21 protein-coding genes are annotated in these 19,066 nt (G+C 59.0%); 16 read left to right on the forward strand and 5 right to left on the reverse strand.

Going from position 1 to position 19,066, the window contains the following annotated elements:
• Nucleotides 1-13: 13 nt before the first annotated feature.
• The 16 genes from ACB032_RS12365 to ACB032_RS12440 all read left to right on the forward strand — a co-directional run bounded on the left by ACB032_RS12365 (nt 14) and on the right by ACB032_RS12440 (nt 13,157).
• On the forward strand, nt 14-565 hold the full coding sequence (locus ACB032_RS12365; RefSeq protein ID WP_017765309.1) for a phage baseplate assembly protein V: 552 nt from the start codon (nt 14-16) through the stop codon (nt 563-565).
• Entirely contained in the window at nt 562-921 is a 360-nt protein-coding gene (locus ACB032_RS12370; protein WP_017765308.1) for a GPW/gp25 family protein, read from the forward strand. Before ACB032_RS12365 ends, ACB032_RS12370 begins: the two co-directional genes overlap by 4 nt.
• On the forward strand, nt 918-1,817 hold the full coding sequence (locus tag ACB032_RS12375; protein WP_017765307.1) for a baseplate J/gp47 family protein: 900 nt from the start codon (nt 918-920) through the stop codon (nt 1,815-1,817). Before ACB032_RS12370 ends, ACB032_RS12375 begins: the two co-directional genes overlap by 4 nt.
• Nucleotides 1,814-2,515: a phage tail protein I gene (locus ACB032_RS12380; RefSeq protein WP_017765306.1), complete on the forward strand. Its 702-nt coding sequence runs from the start codon at nt 1,814-1,816 to the stop codon at nt 2,513-2,515. The genes ACB032_RS12375 and ACB032_RS12380 overlap by 4 nt, the downstream gene beginning before the upstream one ends.
• Complete coding sequence (locus tag ACB032_RS12385) at nt 2,502-3,977, forward strand: hypothetical protein (RefSeq protein ID WP_026139157.1); 1,476 nt, start codon at nt 2,502-2,504, stop codon at nt 3,975-3,977. The genes ACB032_RS12380 and ACB032_RS12385 overlap by 14 nt, the downstream gene beginning before the upstream one ends.
• A gap of 44 nt (nt 3,978-4,021) precedes the next feature.
• Entirely contained in the window at nt 4,022-4,282 is a 261-nt protein-coding gene (locus tag ACB032_RS12390) for a hypothetical protein (protein ID WP_231586247.1), read from the forward strand.
• A gap of 9 nt (nt 4,283-4,291) precedes the next feature.
• A complete protein-coding gene (locus ACB032_RS12395; RefSeq protein ID WP_195877967.1) occupies nt 4,292-5,299 on the forward strand; it encodes a phage tail protein in 1,008 nt (335 codons plus the stop codon).
• Nucleotides 5,300-5,310: 11 nt separating this feature from the next.
• On the forward strand, nt 5,311-5,490 hold the full coding sequence (locus tag ACB032_RS12400; protein ID WP_156174733.1) for a hypothetical protein: 180 nt from the start codon (nt 5,311-5,313) through the stop codon (nt 5,488-5,490).
• Between the two features lie 111 nt (nt 5,491-5,601).
• Complete coding sequence (locus ACB032_RS12405; protein WP_080629044.1) at nt 5,602-6,645, forward strand: acyltransferase; 1,044 nt, start codon at nt 5,602-5,604, stop codon at nt 6,643-6,645.
• Between the two features lie 203 nt (nt 6,646-6,848).
• The gene (locus tag ACB032_RS12410) at nt 6,849-8,021 is read left to right on the forward strand and encodes a phage tail sheath protein (protein ID WP_197080562.1); all 1,173 of its coding nucleotides are present in this window, start codon (nt 6,849-6,851) and stop codon (nt 8,019-8,021) included.
• 9 nt (nt 8,022-8,030) lie between these two features.
• Nucleotides 8,031-8,546 (forward strand): phage major tail tube protein, encoded by a 516-nt coding sequence (locus ACB032_RS12415; protein ID WP_017411161.1) that lies wholly within the window; start codon nt 8,031-8,033, stop codon nt 8,544-8,546.
• Nucleotides 8,547-8,612: 66 nt separating this feature from the next.
• Nucleotides 8,613-8,897, forward strand: coding sequence for a phage tail assembly protein (locus ACB032_RS12420; RefSeq protein ID WP_017765300.1), 285 nt, complete (start codon nt 8,613-8,615; stop codon nt 8,895-8,897).
• An 8-nt stretch (nt 8,898-8,905) separates the two neighbouring features.
• Nucleotides 8,906-9,037, forward strand: a complete 132-nt coding sequence (locus ACB032_RS12425; protein WP_017765299.1) for a GpE family phage tail protein — start codon at nt 8,906-8,908, stop codon at nt 9,035-9,037.
• Complete coding sequence (locus ACB032_RS12430; protein ID WP_017765298.1) at nt 9,034-11,493, forward strand: phage tail tape measure protein; 2,460 nt, start codon at nt 9,034-9,036, stop codon at nt 11,491-11,493. Before ACB032_RS12425 ends, ACB032_RS12430 begins: the two co-directional genes overlap by 4 nt.
• 12 nt (nt 11,494-11,505) lie before the next feature.
• A complete protein-coding gene (locus tag ACB032_RS12435; protein WP_017765297.1) occupies nt 11,506-11,997 on the forward strand; it encodes a phage tail protein in 492 nt (163 codons plus the stop codon).
• On the forward strand, nt 11,997-13,157 hold the full coding sequence (locus ACB032_RS12440) for a phage late control D family protein (protein WP_017765296.1): 1,161 nt from the start codon (nt 11,997-11,999) through the stop codon (nt 13,155-13,157). Before ACB032_RS12435 ends, ACB032_RS12440 begins: the two co-directional genes overlap by 1 nt.
• Nucleotides 13,158-13,271: 114 nt before the next feature.
• Here the strand turns inward: ACB032_RS12440 and ACB032_RS12445 are convergent, their stop codons facing one another.
• The 5 genes from ACB032_RS12445 to ptsP form a co-directional block, all read right to left on the reverse strand.
• The gene (locus tag ACB032_RS12445) at nt 13,272-13,679 is read right to left on the reverse strand and encodes a hypothetical protein (RefSeq protein ID WP_219255201.1); all 408 of its coding nucleotides are present in this window, start codon (nt 13,677-13,679) and stop codon (nt 13,272-13,274) included.
• Nucleotides 13,676-14,866 carry a Na+/H+ antiporter NhaA gene (gene nhaA / locus ACB032_RS12450; protein WP_024944573.1) on the reverse strand — a complete coding sequence of 397 codons (1,191 nt, stop codon included), beginning with the start codon at nt 14,864-14,866 and terminating at the stop codon, nt 13,676-13,678. Before nhaA ends, ACB032_RS12445 begins: the two co-directional genes overlap by 4 nt.
• A 226-nt stretch (nt 14,867-15,092) precedes the next feature.
• Nucleotides 15,093-15,887 carry a thymidylate synthase gene (gene thyA, locus ACB032_RS12455; RefSeq protein WP_324017219.1) on the reverse strand — a complete coding sequence of 265 codons (795 nt, stop codon included), beginning with the start codon at nt 15,885-15,887 and terminating at the stop codon, nt 15,093-15,095.
• Entirely contained in the window at nt 15,887-16,711 is an 825-nt protein-coding gene (gene lgt, locus ACB032_RS12460) for a prolipoprotein diacylglyceryl transferase (RefSeq protein WP_011704636.1), read from the reverse strand. The genes thyA and lgt overlap by 1 nt, the downstream gene beginning before the upstream one ends.
• A 67-nt stretch (nt 16,712-16,778) precedes the next feature.
• A complete protein-coding gene (gene ptsP / locus ACB032_RS12465; protein ID WP_324017218.1) occupies nt 16,779-19,058 on the reverse strand; it encodes a phosphoenolpyruvate--protein phosphotransferase in 2,280 nt (759 codons plus the stop codon).
• Between the last annotated feature and the right edge of the window lie 8 nt (nt 19,059-19,066).

Raw genomic sequence — 19,066 nt, forward strand, 5'->3', positions numbered from 1 at the left:
AAACAATGGCCCCATGCAACTGACCCTGATCGAACTCCAACGCCAGCTCGACAACCTGATCCGCATCGGCACCGTCACCGCCGTGCGCTCAGGGGAATGTCGCGTCAAAACCGGCGACATCATCACCAACTGGCGGCCCTACATCACCGAACGGGCCGGGAATAACCGCACCCGTCATCGCCTCTCCATCGGCGAACAGGTCATGTTGTTGTCAGTCAGTGGCGATCTGCGCAATGCGTACATCGTGGGCTCCCTCAACGCCGCCGCCGCAGACGAGCCACTGGCTGACGATGACAATCCAGACCTCGACCGCACCGAATACAGCGACGGCGCAATCATCGAATACAACCCGCAAACCGGCGAGCTCAATGCCACCGGCATCATGGCGGCAAAAATCAAAGCCAGCGTCAGCGTGACGTTCGACGCCCCCAAGGTCATCTGCACCAACCTGCTACAGGCCAAGCGCGTGATCAGTGAAACCGCCAAGGTCGGCACCGTCGAAGTCGGTACCCACGGCCACAAAGAGGTGCAGCGCGGCAGCGACACATCAGGGGGCCCGGTATGAACTGGCTCGGCATGAATGCAGCCACCGGCCGCACCATCAGCGCCACCGACCACATCATCCAGTCGGTGCGCGACATCCTCATCACCCCGGTGGGCTCGCGGGTCATGCGCCGCGACTACGGCAGCGAGCTGTTTTACCTCATCGACCAGCCCCTGCACCAAGTCACCCGCCTGCGCCTGATGGCCGCCACCGTGCAGGCCCTCATCAACTGGGAACCGCGCATCACCATCACCCGGGTTGACGTGCTGATTGGCGCCACTGCCGGCGCCTTGACCATCGAGCTCACCTGGCAACGCAAAGATGGTGGAGCCCAGGAGTCTGCCAGCATCACCATCCAAACCGGAGCCGCCCAGTGAGCACCATCACCCTCTCCCAACTGCCGCAGCCCGATGTGATCGAACTGCTGGACTTCGAGACCATCCTGGCCGAGCGCAAAGCCTACTTCGTCAGCCTCTACCCGGCAGACCAACAGCCCAGCGTCGAAGCTACCCTGGCACTCGAATCAGAGCCCATCACCAAGCTGCTGCAAGAGAATGCCTATCGAGAGCTGATCTTGCGCCAACGCATCAACGATTCCGCCGTCGCCAACATGCTGGCGTGGGCCAAAGGGAGCGACCTCGACAACCTGGTGGCCAACTGGAATGTGCAGCGGCTCATCATCCAGCCGGGTGACCCCACCGCCACCCCGCCGGTGCCAGAAATCGAGGAAGATGACGAAGCCCTGATCCTGCGCGCCCTGATGGCGTGGGATGGCCTCAGCGTCGCCGGCCCGACCGGGGCCTATGAGTATTTCGCTCTCTCTGCTGATGGCAAGGTGGCAGACGCCAAAGGCTCCAGCCCATCGGGCGCCGTGGCCATCGTCACCATCCTCAGCACCGAAGGGGACGGCACCGCCGACGCGGCGCTGATTGCCAAGGTCGACAAAGCCCTGAGTCACGAAGACAAGCGCCCGGTGGCCGACCGGCTCACCGTGCAGAGCGCAGGCATCCTCCACTACAGCATCACCGCCAAGCTGCATATCAGCAGCCAGGGGGCAGAGGGCGACGTGATCCTGCAAGCCGCCCGCGACAAGCTGGCCGCCTTCATCAACCCGCGCCGGCGCATCGGCATCGAGGTGCCGCGCTCTGCCATTGATGCAGCCTTGCACGTGCAAGGGGTCAGCAAGGTCGACCTGATCGGCTGGGCTGACATCACCCCCAGCCCCACCCAGGCGGCCTACTGCACCGGCTTCACCGTGGAGCGGGCATCATGACCACCCTGCTGCCACCCAGCACCAGACGTACCGAACGCAACCTGGCCACCGCCGGGGAGCAGGCCATGCAGTTGCCGCTCCCGTTTCGTTCACTCTGGTCACCCTGGACCTGCCCAACCCGCCTGCTGCCCTATCTGGCCGCCAGCTGGAGCGTTGATCGCTGGGATGACAAATGGCCAGAGGCCACCAAACGCCAGGTCATCGCCAACAGCTACTTTGTGCACAGCCACAAAGGCACCATCGGCGCCATCCGCCGGGTGGTAGAGCCGCTGGGCTACCTGATCAGGGTACTGGAATGGTGGCAAGAAACCCCGAACGCAGACCCGGGCACCTTCAAGCTCGACATCGGCGTGCTCGACACCGGCATCACCGAAACCATGTACCAGGAGCTGGAACGGCTGATCGCCGACGCCAAGCCAATGACCCGCCATCTGACCGGCCTTGCCATCAGCATGGAAACCCGCGGCCAGGTTTACATGGGGGCTGCCTGTCACCTGGGGGAAGAGCTCACCGTGTACCCATATCAGCCGGGCCCCATCGTCGTGACAGGGATGGATGTGTTCGGTGCTGCGGTGCACACCATCGACATCACCAGCATCAGCACAGAGGCCGGCGAATACCACTTCAACAAATGGGCAGTTGCCGTTGAATCGGCATGTGCCCTCGGATTCTCGGAGGTAACCAATGGCGTCCACTAACCAGGGCGATGACGCCGTCGCACGGCTTGATGCAGCCGTCACAGCGTTTGAAGACATCCTGACCGGACCGGAAGGGCAAACCGTGCCGGTACCGGGTAAAAACCCGCAACCAACCCTGGCCGAGCGCGTCAAACAGAACCTAAAGCCCAGCACAGATGCGGCCGCCGGTTACGCAAGCCAAGCGATGGCTGGCGCCAAGGCAGCAGACGAATCAGCCAAACTGGCCTCGCAGATAACCGGACTTGGCACAGTAGAGGACGCGATCGCGCTGGCCGGCATGCCTTTGCCGGATGTCTGGTCTCCCTTGGTCGACAATCTGCGGCTCATCACCGGCAAGGGGCGGGATGTGCTGGTTGGTGCTGATGTCGTTGCCCGTTATTGGCAATTCGAGAGACTCAGTGCTGCGACAGAGCGCCAGAAGGATGGAAAGCTGCGCCTCGTTCCAGCCGGCGAACCACGTTACGAGGGTGGTTTTCTGGTCAAAGAGCGAGGCTCCACCAACATGAATTTCCCTCATGACGCCAGTTCCGGCTGCGTAGGAACAAGAGGGACCGTTGAGGTGACAGCAGGATCCGGCCTTCTTGGGGAGGCTCAAACCACCAAGTTCAGGGAGGATACCTCTGACGGGCCTCATTACATGTGGCTGAAAAACACCGCCGGATTCACTGTCGGCGATGTCGTCTCAATCACAGCTGAAGTTGTGCCACTGAAAGCAGGCATCGACAAGATACAGATTGGCGGCGACAACTTCGGTGCACCGACCAAGGTGACCTACGATGTTCCACCGTCACAACTTGGCAAGCCCATGGTCATCACCTACACAGGGACGGCAACCGCCACCACCCTGCGTGGATACATATGGGCAATGGTCAGCGGGCAAACCCAATGGCTTGGTGATGGCAGCGTCAACTTTGAAGTGTTGTCTGTTCAGGTAGAAAAGGGACCACCGACCTCTCTCATCCCAACCACAACTGCCGCCGCAACAAGAGCTGCTGAGCTTGTTTGGCTGCCTGGGCCAGCAAATAACCCGGGTTATGGAAGGAGCAGGACTTACGCGGTGGAGTTTGAAGTCATCAGCGCCAGCACAACAGGCTATATCCCACTTTTCTGTGATGGTGTTCATCCAACTCGTCATTTTCTTGGGGTATGGGTAGATGGCGCTCTCATCGCAACAAATGACTACACGCCAGCAAGATTACTCGCCCCACCACTACAGAAGCGAAATGTTATGGCTGCGTCATTTAACTACGACGGAGGCTATGCCGCATTAAGCCTGAATGGTGGACCAGTCGTGAAATCACCCACGCCTTGCACCATCAAACCGGGTCAATCAGAAGCTGCCTATGAACGCTTGGAGATAGGGTCTCTTGGTGGTTGGGGTCATGTATCAAGTATCCGATTGCGCAACTTCCGCCAATGGAATCGCCCTGCATCTGACACGCAGTTGAGGGGGATTAAGTAATGCACATGACAGACCTATACCTGCGAGCCACTGACGAATCCACCATGGCCAGCGCACTTCTGGAAGCGGGTTTTAGCCATGACGCCGAAACGGGTGTGTTCTACGAAGCATCGTCGGCCATCGATGTGATTGGGGACATTTACCGCCCAACCGGTGAAGTAACCCTGATTGATGGGGAGTCGGTACCGGTGTTTGAAAAGATTCCTGGTTACCACGTCAACGTACGCACCACATCTGACGCGGTGGCAGCACAACTCGCACATTTGAAAACTGACCCTGCCACCCCGCTCAGGGTCTGGGCATAAGGAGCCACCATGGCAAACTTTTTCGCAATCCTGACCAACGCCGGCGCGGCAAAATTGGCAAACGCTACTGCGCTGGGCATCCCGCTGAAATTGACATCGATGGCAATTGGTGACGGCAACGGGCAGCCGGTAACACCGGATCCGGCAGCAACCAAGCTCGTCAACGCCAAACGCACGGCGCCACTCAATGCCCTGTTTGCAGACCCGCTCAACGCCAGTCAGTTGGTAGCAGAACAGATTATTCCTGAAACCGTTGGCGGGTGGTGGATCCGTGAACTAGGCCTGTTCGATGACGCCGGCACCCTCATCGCCGTGGCCAACTGCCCTGACACCTACAAGCCGCTGCTGTCTGAAGGGTCTGGCCGTACTCAGGTTATTCGCATGATGCTGATTGTCAGCAGCACCAGTGCAGTGGAACTCAAAATTGACCCGGCCGTGGTGCTGGCAACTAGAAAATACGTCGATGATGCACTGGCCGCCCACAAGCAGAGCCGTGACCACCCGGATGCCAGCGAGACTGAAAAAGGTTTTACCCGCTATGCTGCCCAGGCCGAAGTCAATGAGACTGTCACCGCCAATCAGAAGGCTGATGCCGTTGTCACAGTGAAAACCCTATGGGGCTGGGTCAAGCAGGCCAGTGAAACCGTACTCGGCATGATGAAGGTGGCGACCCAGGCGCAAACCGATGCGGGTACCTCTGACGCAGTGACCATCACCCCGAAAAAACTCAGGTCAGGCATTTCTTTCATGCTCGGTTCGGTCGGGTATATCTGCCTGCCATCCTGGATGGGAGGGGTCATCATCCAGTGGGGAACTGGCATCGGTGCATCAACCTATGACTTCGGGATATCCTTCCCTATTGCATTCCCAACTGCGTGTTGGGCCGCGACTGTTTCATGTGATTACACACCCGAGACAGGAAGGGTTGGATACGTTGCCTGTAAAAAGGAAAGAACAAGGCTTGTTTGCCGTTCTAGTGACACACTGTCAACAAACTGGATTGCAATTGGAATTTAGAGAGGGGCAATATGATACTATTTTCAGCATCAACCATGGGGTTTTATGATACTGATATACACACAGTAGATGGCATCCCAAAAGACGCTAAAGAGATAAGCAGGGAGTTGCGGGATGAAATGGTTAAAGGACAAGGTCAGGCTAAGTTAATTGCCGACGAAAATGGGTACCCATCATTGCAGGAACAATAAAGTAGCAAAAAGCCAAGATACCAAGCAAGTGCATGGAATCTTGGCTTTTTCCATTAACAGTTATCAGAAACAAGTGTATAATCGCCCAGTTATTTTATTGGGGATTAATGAATGAATAGGGATGTAGGCGTAGATATATTGAGGATACTGGCCGCATTTATGGTCGTTGGTATACACACCATACCATTGTATACCGGCGAAGGTGGTATAGCAGATAATATAAACATGTGGCTGCAAGCAGCGGTTAGGTCTGGTCTGCCGGTGTTCTTTATTATATCTGGGGCATATTTACTAACATCAAACATAAGAGATGTTCCCAAGTGGTATATAACTAGATTTTCTTCAATCCTGATTCCATTTATTACGTACGCATATATACACTTTGCATTCACAATGAACATTAACATATTTGATGCATTAACATTAAAGTTGTTTGCAAAATCGTTGTTGACGAGTCAGACATCAATATCGGCTCATTTCTGGTTTGTATACGTAATGGTGGGCCTGTATTTATTGGCGCCTGCACTGAGTGCAATGATGCAAGGGATGACCGCAGAGGGAGCAAAGAGAGCGCTTGTTATAATTTTAGTTTTGCATGGAATTAGCTCTAACTATCCAGTGATTCAGCATGTAACTAACGTTCCGAATATTTTCCTGATACCGGATATGTATATTTGGATGTTGTATTTCATTTGTGGTGGGTTGCTATATAAATGCAAGGATATGTTTTCATTCAAAGAATCTTGGCTAATGGTTTTATTTGGCTTCTTGATGACTGCTTCATTGACTTGGATTACACCTAACAAATATGGAATTACATTCCAGCAGTATGATGTGAATGTAACCATGGTGGTTTTTACATCCGGTTTGTTTTTGCTTTTCTCAAAAAAATCAGACTTACTTTGCTGCATAAGTGAAAAAGCGATAAATTGTATTTCTTATGTGGGAAGAAAAACATATGGAATATATCTTATTCACATACTTGTTTTAGGGGTGATAATTAGGCATGCACCAAATGTAAACATAGTCTTAAACTCGTATAACGCGAATATAATTCTTACTGTTATGTGTTTTGGTATATCTCTGTTCATGGCTGCATTTATTGATATACCACTAGAATATATAGTAAAAAAAATAAGAAAACTAAGCAGCTAATCGCTTAGTAAGTCCAATCAGCACCCCGCCCAGCGCGGGGTGTTTCGTAACTGCCGCCAAACGCCACCTTGTCACCGCCTGACCATTGTGTAGCGCCGCCACACAATGGCAGCAGCTCGCCTGCCATCCCCAGCCCCTGCATCCTGACCATGCTCGCATTTCCTTGCAAAAGCTCCGTCCGGACAACAGGAGAACCTATGGCACTGGACCAATTTCACCACGGCGTACGCGTCGTGGAAGTCAACGAGGGCACCCGCACCATCCGCACCGTCGCCACGGCGGTGATCGGCATGGCCTGCCACGGCGAAGATGCGGATGCTACCTACTTCCCGCTCGGTAAACCGGTGCTGATCGCCAACCTGCCGGCAGCCATCGCCAAGGCAGGCACCCAAGGCAACCTAAAGCGCTCGCTGCAAACCATCTATGACACCGTCAACACCATTGCCATTGTCGTGCGCTACGCCAAAGGTAATGACGAGGCCGAGCTGACCAGCAACATCATCGGCACCATCAAGCCGGATGGCAGCTACACCGGACTCAAGGCACTGGAACGGGCTGCCCCGATGACCGGCGTCAAGCCGCGCATCCTCTGTGTGCCGGATCACTGCACCCTGCCGGTGGCCAGCGCGCTGGGTGGCGTGGCCAAAAAGCTGCGCGCCTTTGCCTACGTGCCGACCATCGCCGAGACCGTCGAGGCTGCACTGGCCTACCGCGAAAACTTCTCCAGCCGCGAACTGATGCCGATCCACGGCGACTGGACTGCGTGGGATGTGGTAGCCAATGCCAGCGTCAAACTGGATGCCTGCCTCAAGGCTGCCGCCATGCGGGCGCTCATCGACAAAGAGATCGGCTGGCACAAGACCCTGTCGAACGTCGGCGTGACCGGGGTCGACGGCATGACCAAGTCCCTGTTCTGGGATCTGCAAGACCCAGATACCGAGGTCGGCCTGCTCAACGCCAACGAGATCACCGCCCTCATCCGGGCCGATGGCTTCCGGTACTGGGGCAACCGCACCTGTTCCGATGATCCGCTGTTCGCCTTCGAGAACTACACCCGCACCGCCCAGATCCTGGCAGACACCATGGCCGAGGCCCACATGTGGGCCAACGACAAGCCGCTCACCCCAACCCTGGTGAAAGACATCGTCGAGGGCATCAAGGCCAAGGGCCGCGAACTGGTGGCGGGCGGTTACCTGCTCGGCTTTGACTGCTGGTACAACGAAGAGCTCAACGACAAAGACACCCTCAAGGCCGGCAAGCTGCGCATCGATTACAACTACACCCCGGTGCCGCCGCTCGAAGACCTCGGCTTTATCCAGCGCATCACCGACCACTACCTCATCGACTTCGGCGCCCGCGTCGCGGCCGCAGCATAAGGAGCCACCATGGCACTGCCACGCAAACTCAAGCACCTCAACATGTTTCTCGATGGCGGCAACTGGATCGGCGTCGCCGAAGACTTCACCCCGGCCAAGCTGAGCCAGAAGTTCGAAGCCTACCGGGGCGGCGGCATGATGGGCGCCGCCAATATCCACATGGGGCTGGAAGATGGCGCCCTCGACACGTCCTTCACCTTCGGCGGCCTTGAAGCCGATCTGGTCAAGCGCATGGGCACACCGAAGATTGACGGCGTCTCCCTCCGCTTTGCCGGCTCAGTTCAGCGCGACGACACCAGTGAAGTGGTCGCTGTCGAAATCGTCCAGCGCGGCCGCTTCAAAGAGCTCGACCGGGGCACCCTCAAGAGTGGCGACAACTCCCAGAGCAAAGTCAGCATGGTCAACACCTACTACAAAGAGACCATGAACGGCGTCGACCTGGTCGAAATCGACCTGATCAACATGATCTGGATTGTCGACGGCGTCGACCTGATGGCCGAACACCGCAAAGCCATCGGCCTCTAACCTACCCAACAACCCAACGGGCGGCCCACAGCCGCCCTCACCACATCAACAACAGGAACAAGCACCATGGAAAACAAACCCGTGACCCTCGACCAAGCCATCCAACGCGGCGACACCACTATTACCGACGTGCAACTGCGCAAGCCACAAGCAGGCGAGCTGCGCGGCCTCAACCTGGCCGACGTTCTGCAGATGGATGTCAACGCCCTCATCAAACTGCTGCCCCGCATCACCACTCCGAGCCTCACCGAAGCCGAGGTAGGAAACATGGACTCGGCTGACCTGCTGCAGCTGGGCAGCAAGGTGGCCGGTTTTTTGATGCCGAAGAAAATGGGTTACCTGGCTGCGTAGATGACCTGATGGCCGAGATCGCCATCATCGCCCACTGGCCGCCGTCCGAGATGGCGGCCATGGAAATCAGCGAGCTGATGGGCTGGCACCAACGCCTCGTTGAGATTCACAACCACATCAACGGGGCAACAGAACAATGAACCCTCTCAAACTTCAAATCCTGCTCGGGGCGGTCGACAAGCTCACCGCCCCCCTCAAAGCCGTCAGCGGCCAGAGCCGCCTGACAGCTCAAGACCTGCTCGCCACCAAAAAGCGCATCAAAGAGCTGGAAACCCAAAGCGGCCAGATTGAAGGTTACCGCACCCTTGGCCGCCAGATTGGCGCCACCCGCGCCCAGCTCACCCAGGCACAACGCGATGCCCAGCAGATGGCCCAACAGCTCGCTCAGGTAGAACAGCCCACCAAAGCCATGACCCGTGCCATGGAGCAAGCCAAGCAGAAGGTGCGCGATCTCTCCCAGCAAGAGCGTGAAATGGTCGCCCGCCACGGAAGCCTGAAACGCGCCATGAACGAAGTCGGCATCAATACGAGGCAGCTCGGCGAGCACCAGCGCCGCCTCAAGACTGATCTGGCCGCCGCCAACGGACAACTCGACCAGCAACGCGCCAAGCTGGGCCAGCTGGCTGACCAGCAAAAGCGCCTCAACCAGGTCAAGGCCAGCTACCGGCAGACCCAGGAGCTGCGCGGCCAGATTGCCGGCCACGGCGCCACCGCTATCGCAGCCGGTACCGCCATCGGCATGCCGGTTTACAGCGCCATCAAGGAATACTCCAGCTTTGAAGACGCCATGAAGGGGGTGGCAAAACAGGTCGATGGCGCCAGGGATGACTCTGGCAAGCTGACCCAGGTCTACTTCGACATGGCCAAACAGATTCAAGCCATTTCAGAAGAGATCCCCCAACTCAACGGCGCGATCGACATCGCAGCACTGGTTGAAGGCGCCGCCCGCATGGGGGTGCAAGGTCAAGAGAACCTGCTCAAGTTCGCCAGAACCTCCGCCAAGGCTGCCACCGCCTTTGAGTTGCCGGCCGGCCAGCTCGCCGAAGACATGGGCAAAATCGCCAACCTCTACAAAATCCCCATCGGCAACATCGAAGAGCTTGGCGACGCCATCAACTACCTCGACGACAACGCCCAATCCAAGGGCGCCGACATCATCGACGTGCTGCAACGCCTGGGCGGGGTAGCCGACAAACTCGACTTCCGCAAAGCCGCCGCGCTGGGTTCTACCTTCCTCAGCCTGGGGGCTGCGCCGGAAATAGCCGCCAGCGCCTCCAACGCCATGGTGCGCGAGCTTTCCATCGCGACCATGCAAAGCAAGCGCTTCCAGGCTGGGATGAAAGCGATCGGCATGCAGTCAACCGCAGTAGAAAAGGCCATGGCCACCGACGCCATGGGCACCATCACCAAGGTGCTGGAGAAGATTAAGAAGCTGAACGTCGAAGACCAGCTCAGGGTCACCACCCAGATATTCGGCAAGGAATACGGCAAAGACGCGGCCAAGCTCTCCAACAACCTGGACGAGCTCTATCGCCAGCTGAAACTGGTGAACGCCGAGAAGTCTAGGGGGTCGATGCAGCGAGAGTCAGACATCGACAAAGACTCGCTCTCATCGCAGTGGCTGATCCTGCAGGCCGGGATAAAGAACGTGAAGGCAGACCTCGGCGAGAAGCTGCGCGGCTCATTGATGGACATCATCAAGTACATCAAGCAGATCGTGGTGGGCGTTCGCCACTGGGTTGAAGAAAACCCGGAGCTGGCCAACACCTTGGTGCGTGTCGCAGCTGTGACCTCGGTCATCGCCATCGCCATGGGCGGGCTATCGCTGGCAGTCGCTACCCTGCTGGGGCCTCTGGCCATCATGAAACTCATCTTCGGGGTGCTGGGGGTCACCTTTGGCGGCATGCTGAGTGCGATAGGGGCACTCCTTGCCCCATTGGCTGCCCTTGCTGCGCTGGGGATTGCCATCATCAAGTTTTGGCAGCCCATCAGCGCATTTTTCAGCGGCCTCTGGCAGGGAATCATGACCGGGCTTGCCCCAGTCTTTGAAGCCTTCAAGCCGTTCGCCCCGTTAATTGATGGCATCGGCTCCGGGGTTAAAGCGCTATCTGGCTGGTTTGGTGACCTGCTAGAACCACTCAAGTTCTCCAAGGAAACGCTGGAAGGGTTCGGCAGCGCCGGCCAGTTCGTCGGCAGAATCCTGGGCGAGGCCTTCAATCTGGCTCTCACCCCGCTCAAGGCCTTCCTGAAAGGGATCGAATGGCTGCTCGAATCGCTTGGCATTCTGGAAGCCAAGAAGTTGCCGAGCTTCCAGATGACTGCGCCGACCGCATCCACACCGGGTTACCTGAATGGCAACTTCGGCTCACCAGCACTTTCCAGCGGGTACAGCTACGGCCCCCGCATTGTACCTACACCGGTGCCAAAACCCGTCGCGGCCAGAGGTGGAAACACCACTACCACCCACAAATGGACCATCGTGCAGCAACCGGGGGAAACACCTGATGATCTCGTTCGCAAGATTGACCAACGGATAGAACAACGCGAACGGCAAGCCGCCGCCCGTGGCCGCGCCACGCTGGGTGATCGCAACTAAGGAGCAACCACCATGATGATGACCCTAGGCTGGTTCGTGTTTATGCGCTCGACCGTTGCCCCACAATCACAGCAAGACGAATGGGCATGGCGCCACCCGGGCAATAACCGGGTCGGTGCCCGCCCGGCTTACCAATTCCTCGGCCCTGACGATGAAACCAGCACCCTGAGCGGGGTGCTCTACCCAGAGTTGACCGGCGGGCCGGTGTCGCTCGACATGCTGCGCCAGATGGGCGACAGCGGTGAAGCCTTCCCCCTGATCCAGGGCGATGGCGTGATGCGCGGCTCGTTCGTCATAGAGGGCATCAGCACCACCCGCACCGAGTTTTTAAGCGATGGCGCCGCCCGCAAGATAGAGTTCAGCATCAAGCTCAAGCGGGTCGACGACAACGACAGCACGCTGGGCAACACCCTGCTTGGGCGCACCGCAGGTAACCTGCTCGGCCGCTTGGGGGTGGGCAAACTCATGGGTAGCATTGGCGGCAAGCTGGGGGGGATCCTCTGATGGGGGCGCTAGACCAGTTCGGCAGCCGCCTGGCCGAGAATCTTGGCATCACCAGCTCGCTCGATGCCCTGCGCCAAGGCCATCCGGTGCCGGCCTACCAGGTGCTGGTCGATGGCAAAGACATTTCGGCCGCCATCCGCCCACGCCTGATGTTGATGACCATCACCGACAACCGGGGTTTCACTGCCGACACCATCGAGATCACCCTCGATGACAGCGACGGTCAGCTCGACATGCCGCGCCGGGGGGCCACCCTGCGCTGCCTCATAGGGTGGCAAGGCAGCGCCCTGGTCGACAAGGGCACCTTCAATATTGACGAAGTGGAGCACACCGGCGCCCCGGATATGCTCACCATTCGGGGCAAATCGGCTGACCTGCGCGGCAGCATGAACAAGCTGCGCGAGCGCAGCTGGCACCAATCCACCGTCGGCAGCATCGTCGAACAGGTGGCCGCCACCTACCAGCTCACCCCCTGCGTGGGTGACTCGCTCAAGGGGCAGCTGGTCGACCACATCGACCAAGCTAACGAAAGCGATCTGGCCTTCCTCACCCGCTTGGCCGGCCAGTGCGATGCCATCTCTACCGTCAAATCTGGCCGCCTGATGTTCATCAAGGCAGGCCAGGGCACCACCGCAAAGGGCCAGCCGCTGCCAGCCATCACCATCACCCGCCAAGATGGCGATCAGCACCGCTTCTCAGTGGCAGACCGCGACGCCTACACCGGCGTGACGGCCTACTGGCAAGACAACAAAGCCGCAGAGAAAAAGAAAGTCGAGGTGAAGCGCAAGAGAAAGACCAAACCGAAGCCAGAGCGGCCATTGCCGCCGGGCGTCGTGGTCAACAAGAAAGAGAATGAGCTGCTGGTCGGCAGCAGCGAGAACGTCAAGGAGTTGCGCCACGTCTACGCCAACCAGGCCAACGCCATGCGGGCGGCCAGGGCAGAGTGGGAGCGGATCCAGCGCGGGGTGGCAGAGTTCGACATCACCCTGGCCAGGGGCCGGCCCGAGCTTTACCCGGAACAACCCACCACCGTCAGGGGGTTCAAGCCACAGATAGACGAGGCCGACTGGCTGCTCACCCAGGTGGTGCACGACCTCACCAATCAGGGCTACACCAACCGCCTGCAGCTCGAGGTGAAACTCGACGAGCTACCGGAATAAAAATGGCGGCAGAAGATAAGCTGCCGCCATTTCATCGCCATGACATAAAATAAAACCAACAACCATTTGATTATTAACGATATTTAAAATCACATATAGTCGAGATGGTTGTAGTTAAGGTGTGACATCCGATGGGGTTCCCGCGCTGCGCGGACTCCGGTAGCAACTGAGTTCAGCCGCCAGAATGTCATACATGTCGCTGATCGAGTCAACCTTGTTCGCGTCGAACTGTGCCTGCAGATGGGCCTTGAGGCGGGCCGGATCCGGCATCCGCTCCCCGCAGTAACGCTTGTTGGACTGTTTGACCCGTTCGCCGGCCCGGCTGCTCAGCGCCCGCTCGGCGAAGGTCTCGCCAAACTGGGCCTTGGCCTGCTTGTCCCCCAGCATCAGGGCGCTGTCGACCACCCCGTTGAGGTAGGCCGAGCAGCCGGCCGAGGCCGCATCTTGCTGGCAATCCTGCAGACTGCCGGCCCAGGCCGTCTGGCTCAGCACCAGCAAGGCCAGCCATCCTAGTCTTTTCATAACCCCTCCGTGCTTTGGTCGGCCTCCCGGTTCGGGAGCGCCATGCGCAGGGCGAGATAACCGACGATCGCCGCCAGGGTCGATCCCACCAGGATCCCGAGGCGCGAATAGCTGCCGTAATCTAATCCGCCGTGCTCGAAGGCCAGCGAGGCGATGAACATCGACATGGTAAAGCCGATGCCACACAGGATGCTGACCGCGAAGATCTGTTTGAAATTGACCCCGTTGGGCAATTGGGCAATGCCGAGCTTCACCGCCAGCCAGCTGATGGTGAACACCCCGAGCGGCTTGCCGATGAACAGCCCCAGCATGATGCCGAGCGGCACCGGGCTCAGCAGGGCGGAGAGACCGATCCCCTCCAGCGACACCCCGGCATTGGCAAAGGCGAACAGCGGCAGGATCAGGTAGGCACTCCAAGGGTGCAGGGCATGCTCCAGCTGCTTGAGCGGCGAGGCATAGCGTTTGCCGTTGAGCGGGATCATGAAGCCCACGATGACCCCGGCCAGGGTCGCATGGACGCCTGACTTCAGCACCGCAACCCAGAGCACCAGCCCCACCAGCATGTAGAGGCTGATCCGATCCTCGCCGCGGCGGTTCATCCACAGCAGGGTCAGGGTCGCCAGGATGCCGATCGCCAGCGCCGTCAGCGACAGCTGCTGGGTGTAGAACAGCGCGATGATGATGATGACGCCCAGGTCATCCATGATGGCCAACGCCAGCAGGAAAACCTTGAGGCTGACCGGCACCCGCTTGCCCAGCAGCGCCATCACCCCGAGGGCGAAGGCAATGTCGGTGGCGGCGGGAATGGCCCAGCCGGCGCGCGCCACTTCATCCGAGTAGTTGAAGAAGGCATAGATGAGCGCGGGCGCCAGCATGCCGCCCACCGCGGCGATGGCCGGGAAGGTAGCCTGCACCCGGGAAGAGAGGGCCCCTTCCAGCATCTCGCGCTTCACCTCGAGGCCGACCAGCAGGAAGAAGACGGCCATGAAGCCATCGTTGATCCAGAGCAGCAGCGGCTTGTTGATGTCGAGGGCGGCGATGCGCACCTGCACCTGGGTATCGAGGAAGGCCTGATAGCTGCCGGCCAGGCCGCTGTTGGCCAGGATCATCGCCAGCATGGCCGCCATGATCAGAATTATTCCGGAGGCGGCCTCCAGCTTGAGGAACTTTTTGATTACGTCGCTCATGGTTAAATTATCCACAGTATTACTTTGTTTTGAGTCTATATCCCATAACAATTAATGGAAAATCGTTTCTTACTGCGAAATACAACGAGAAAACCGAAGGCAAAATCAAACATGCCTGCTATAAGCAGGTTTTCTCTCACACGGATTTCACTCGGAGCCCAGTCATCAGAGTGAATATTCCGTGGCTTTTATGCATAAAAAAGGCGCCTCATGGGCGCCTTTCACATCAGATGGCGACGGGCGCCTTGATGCCGGGATGGGGGTCGTAACCCTCTATCTCGAAATCCTCGAACCTGTACTCGAAGATGGAGTCCGGCTTGCGCTTGATCACCAGGGTCGGCAGCGGGCGCGGCTCGCGGGTGAGCTGCAGTGCGGTCTGCTCCATGTGGTTGGAGTAGAGGTGCACGTCACCACCGGTCCAGACGAAGTCGCCCACTTCCAGGTCACACTGCTGGGCCATCATGTGGGTCAGCAGGGCGTAGCTGGCGATGTTGAACGGCAGGCCGAGGAACACGTCACAGCTGCGCTGGTAGAGCTGGCAGGAGAGCTTGCCGTCGGCCACGTAGAACTGGAAAAAGGCGTGGCAGGGAGCCAGCGCCATCTTGTCCAGTTCACCCACGTTCCAGGCGGAGACGATGATGCGGCGCGAATCCGGATTGTGCTTGATGTCGTCCACCGCCTTCTGGATCTGATCGATGACAGACCCGTCAGCCGCCGGCCAGGAGCGCCACTGGGCGCCATACACCGGCCCCAGATCGCCGTTCTCGTCGGCCCACTCGTCCCAGATGCTGACCCCGTGTTCTTTCAGGTAGGCGGTGTTGGTATCGCCATTGAGGAACCACAGCAGCTCGTGAATGATGGAGCGCAGGTGGCACTTCTTGGTGGTGACCAGCGGAAAGCCTTCCGCCAGATTGAAGCGCATCTGATGGCCGAACAGGGAGATGGTGCCGGTACCGGTACGGTCGGATTTGACGGTCCCTTCATCGAGGATCTTCTGCATCAGGTCGAGATAGGCTCGCATTACTTTGCCTCCTTGACGCTGTTACCGAACAGCTGCGGCCGCTTGTAGGCAACCCAGATCATCAGGGCACCGATGATGATCATCGGGGTGGAGAGGATCTGGCCCATGCTGATCTCCTGGAAGTAGAGACCGAGCTGGCTGTCCGGCTGGCGCACGAACTCCACCAGGAAGCGGAACAGGCCGTAGAACAGCAGGAACATGCCGGAGATGGCGCCACGGGGCGGGTTCTTGCGCCAGAACAGGTTGAGGATGATGAACAGTACCACCCCTTCCAGCGCGAACTGATAGAGCTGGGACGGATGGCGCGGCTCCGGGCCCGCCTCCGGGAAGATGATGGCCCAGGGCACATCGGTGACCCGGCCCCACAGCTCGCCGTTGAGGAAGTTGCCGATGCGGCCGACGCCGAGGCCGAACGGAATGAGCGGTGCCACGAAGTCAGCCACGGTGAAGAAGTGGCGATTGGTCTTGTGGGCAAACCAGACCATGGCGGTGATGACCCCGATCAGGCCGCCGTGGAACGACATGCCACCGGTCCAGATCTTGAACAGGTAGAGGGGATCGGCCAGGAACATGTCGAAGTTGTAGAACAGCACGTAACCGACCCGGCCACCCAGGATCACCCCGAGGAAGCCGTAAAACAGCAGGTCGGAGACCTCGTTGCGGGTCCAGCCACTGTTCGGCGCATCCGCGCGGCGTCCCGCCAGCCACATGGCAAAGGCGAAACCAAACAGGTACATGAGACCATACCAGCGTACCGATAGTGGTCCCAAACTGAATGCTACGGGATCAATCTGCGAGAAAACCCAATATCCATCGTGCTGCATATGCGGCCCCAGTCATAAGAAAAGCCGCATTTTCCGATCATTCGTCAGCAGGGACAAGGCATGATTATCAATCAGTCTGTTTCGTTTTGTGACCGGCGCGCAGCAAACCGCCCAGGCCGTGCTCTTCCAGATAGCGGGCAAACAGGCCGCGCAGCACGTGCGGGTTGTCGTGCTTGAGGCCATCCGTCAGCAGCACCGTCAGTTCGCTCAGGGTCGACTGACGCAGCACGTACCTGATGCGGGCGATGTTGTGGGTGTTCATGCTGAAGCGGCGATAGCCCATGGCCAGCAGCAGCAGCACCCCGACCGGATCACCGGCCAGCTCGCCACACACCGACACCGGCTTCTGGTAACGATGGGAGGCATCGACCAGCAGTTGCAGGGCGCGGATCACCGCCGGATGGAAGGCATCGTAGATGTTGGCGACCCTGGCGTTGTTGCGATCTACCGCCAGCAGGTACTGGGTCAGATCGTTGCTGCCCACCGACCAGAAATCGATGAGCGGTGCCATTTCGGGCAGGATGTAGAGGGCGGAAGGCACCTCGATCATCACCCCCAGGCTCGGGTAGCGGATCACCGCCTCACGGCTGGCCGCCTCTTCCGACACTTCGCGCCAGGCCTGATCCAGCAGGCGGCGGGAAGCCTTGATTTCACTGACGCTGCTGATCATCGGCAGCATGATGGCCAGATTGTCCAGCCCTTCGCTGGCCCGCAGCATCGCCTTGAGCTGCACCAGAAACAGTTCGGGGTGATCCAGGGTGAGCCGGATCCCCCGCCAGCCAAGGAAGGGATTTTCCTCGACGATGGGGAAATAGGGCAGCTGCTTGTCACCGCCCACATCCAGGGTGCGCATGCAGACCGGCCGGTTGCGGTAGGTCTCCAGAATGCCGCGATAACGGGCGGTCTGCTCCCACTCGGAGGGGAAGCTGTCCTGCAGCATGAAGGGAATTTCAGTGCGATAGAGGCCGACCCCGTCTGCCAGCTGATTGAGGGATATTTCGGTGTCGGCACTGAGCCCGGCGTTGAGCAGCAGGGAGACAGGCACGCCGTCGGCCGTCTCGGAGGGCTGGTTGTCGACGCTGCGCACCAGGGTATCGAGCGCCCGCTCTTCGCTCAGCAGCTGGCGGTACTCGGTCAGGATCACCTGATTGGGCTCGATGAAGAGATCGCCGCTGTAACCATCGACCACCAGCATGCGACCGCCGATGTCGCCGAGCGGCAGATCCACCCCCATGATGGCCGCCACTCCCATGGCGCGAGCCAGAATGGCGGCGTGGGAGTTGGTGCCCCCCTTGAGCGACACCACCCCGGTCAGAAACTCGCGGGGAACTTCGGCCAGGATGGTGGCGGTCACCTCGTCTGCCACCAGCACCACCGGCTCGCCGATGGCGATATGCTCGGGCTCGTTTTGCACCAGCCGGCTGATGAGCCGCTGGGCAATGTCCTTCACATCGGTGGAGCGCTCCTGCAGGTAGGGGTCCTTCATCCCCTTGAACTGATCGATCAGCCGGTCACTGATGAGCTTGACCGCCGAGACGGCCGTCCAGTGCTCCTTGCTCACCTTGTTGCGAATGGGCTTGATGTAGCCCGGATCGTTCAGCAGATGCAGGTAGATGTCGAAGATGGCGACCGAGTCCTGGCTGTAGCTCTCGCGAAACCGCAGTGCCAGGCTCTCCAGATCATGGCGCACCTCCTCCACCGCCACATTCAGCCGCTCCAGCTGTCTGGCGTGATCCTCATCCTTGCGCGGGGTGATGGAGTTGAGCTCCTTGCGGGGCCGCCACACCCAGGCCTTGGCCATGGCGATGCCGCTGGCACCGGCAATGCCGCGCAGCGGCTTGCTCCAGTCGGTCTTCTGCAGCCAGCCCTTGGCCTGGGCCTGGGCAATCCGGGCCGCCAGCTGGGCCGCCAGGGTCACCATGAAGGACTCTTCCCCCTCATCGAAGAGGCGGCTCTCCTTCTGCTGCACCACCAGAATGCCCACCACCTGACGCTGATGCATGATGGGAGCGCCGAGGAAGGAGCGAAACGCCTCTTCGGCCACATCGGGCAGAAACTTGAAGCTGGGATGGGAGGGGGCATCGGCCAGGTTGATCAGCTCTTCCCGCTGACCCACCAGACCGACGATGCCCTGCTCGAACGGCAGGGTGGCCTTGCCCACCGCCGACTCGGCCAGACCATCGGTCGCGGCCAGCCGGTAGCGGCGCATCTCGGGTTCTGAGACATAAACGGAACAGCAGTCCACCATCATGGCCAGCCGGGTCTGGCTGACCAGTGCCTGCAAGGCCAGCTCGAGGGTATTGGCCTCGGCCATGCTTTCGACGATGCGTCTGAGTTCCGTTAACAACTAATCTG

It is taken from the genome of Aeromonas sp. S5(2024), assembly GCF_041403025.1.
GTDB classification, from domain to species: Bacteria; Pseudomonadota; Gammaproteobacteria; order Enterobacterales; family Aeromonadaceae; genus Aeromonas; species Aeromonas hydrophila.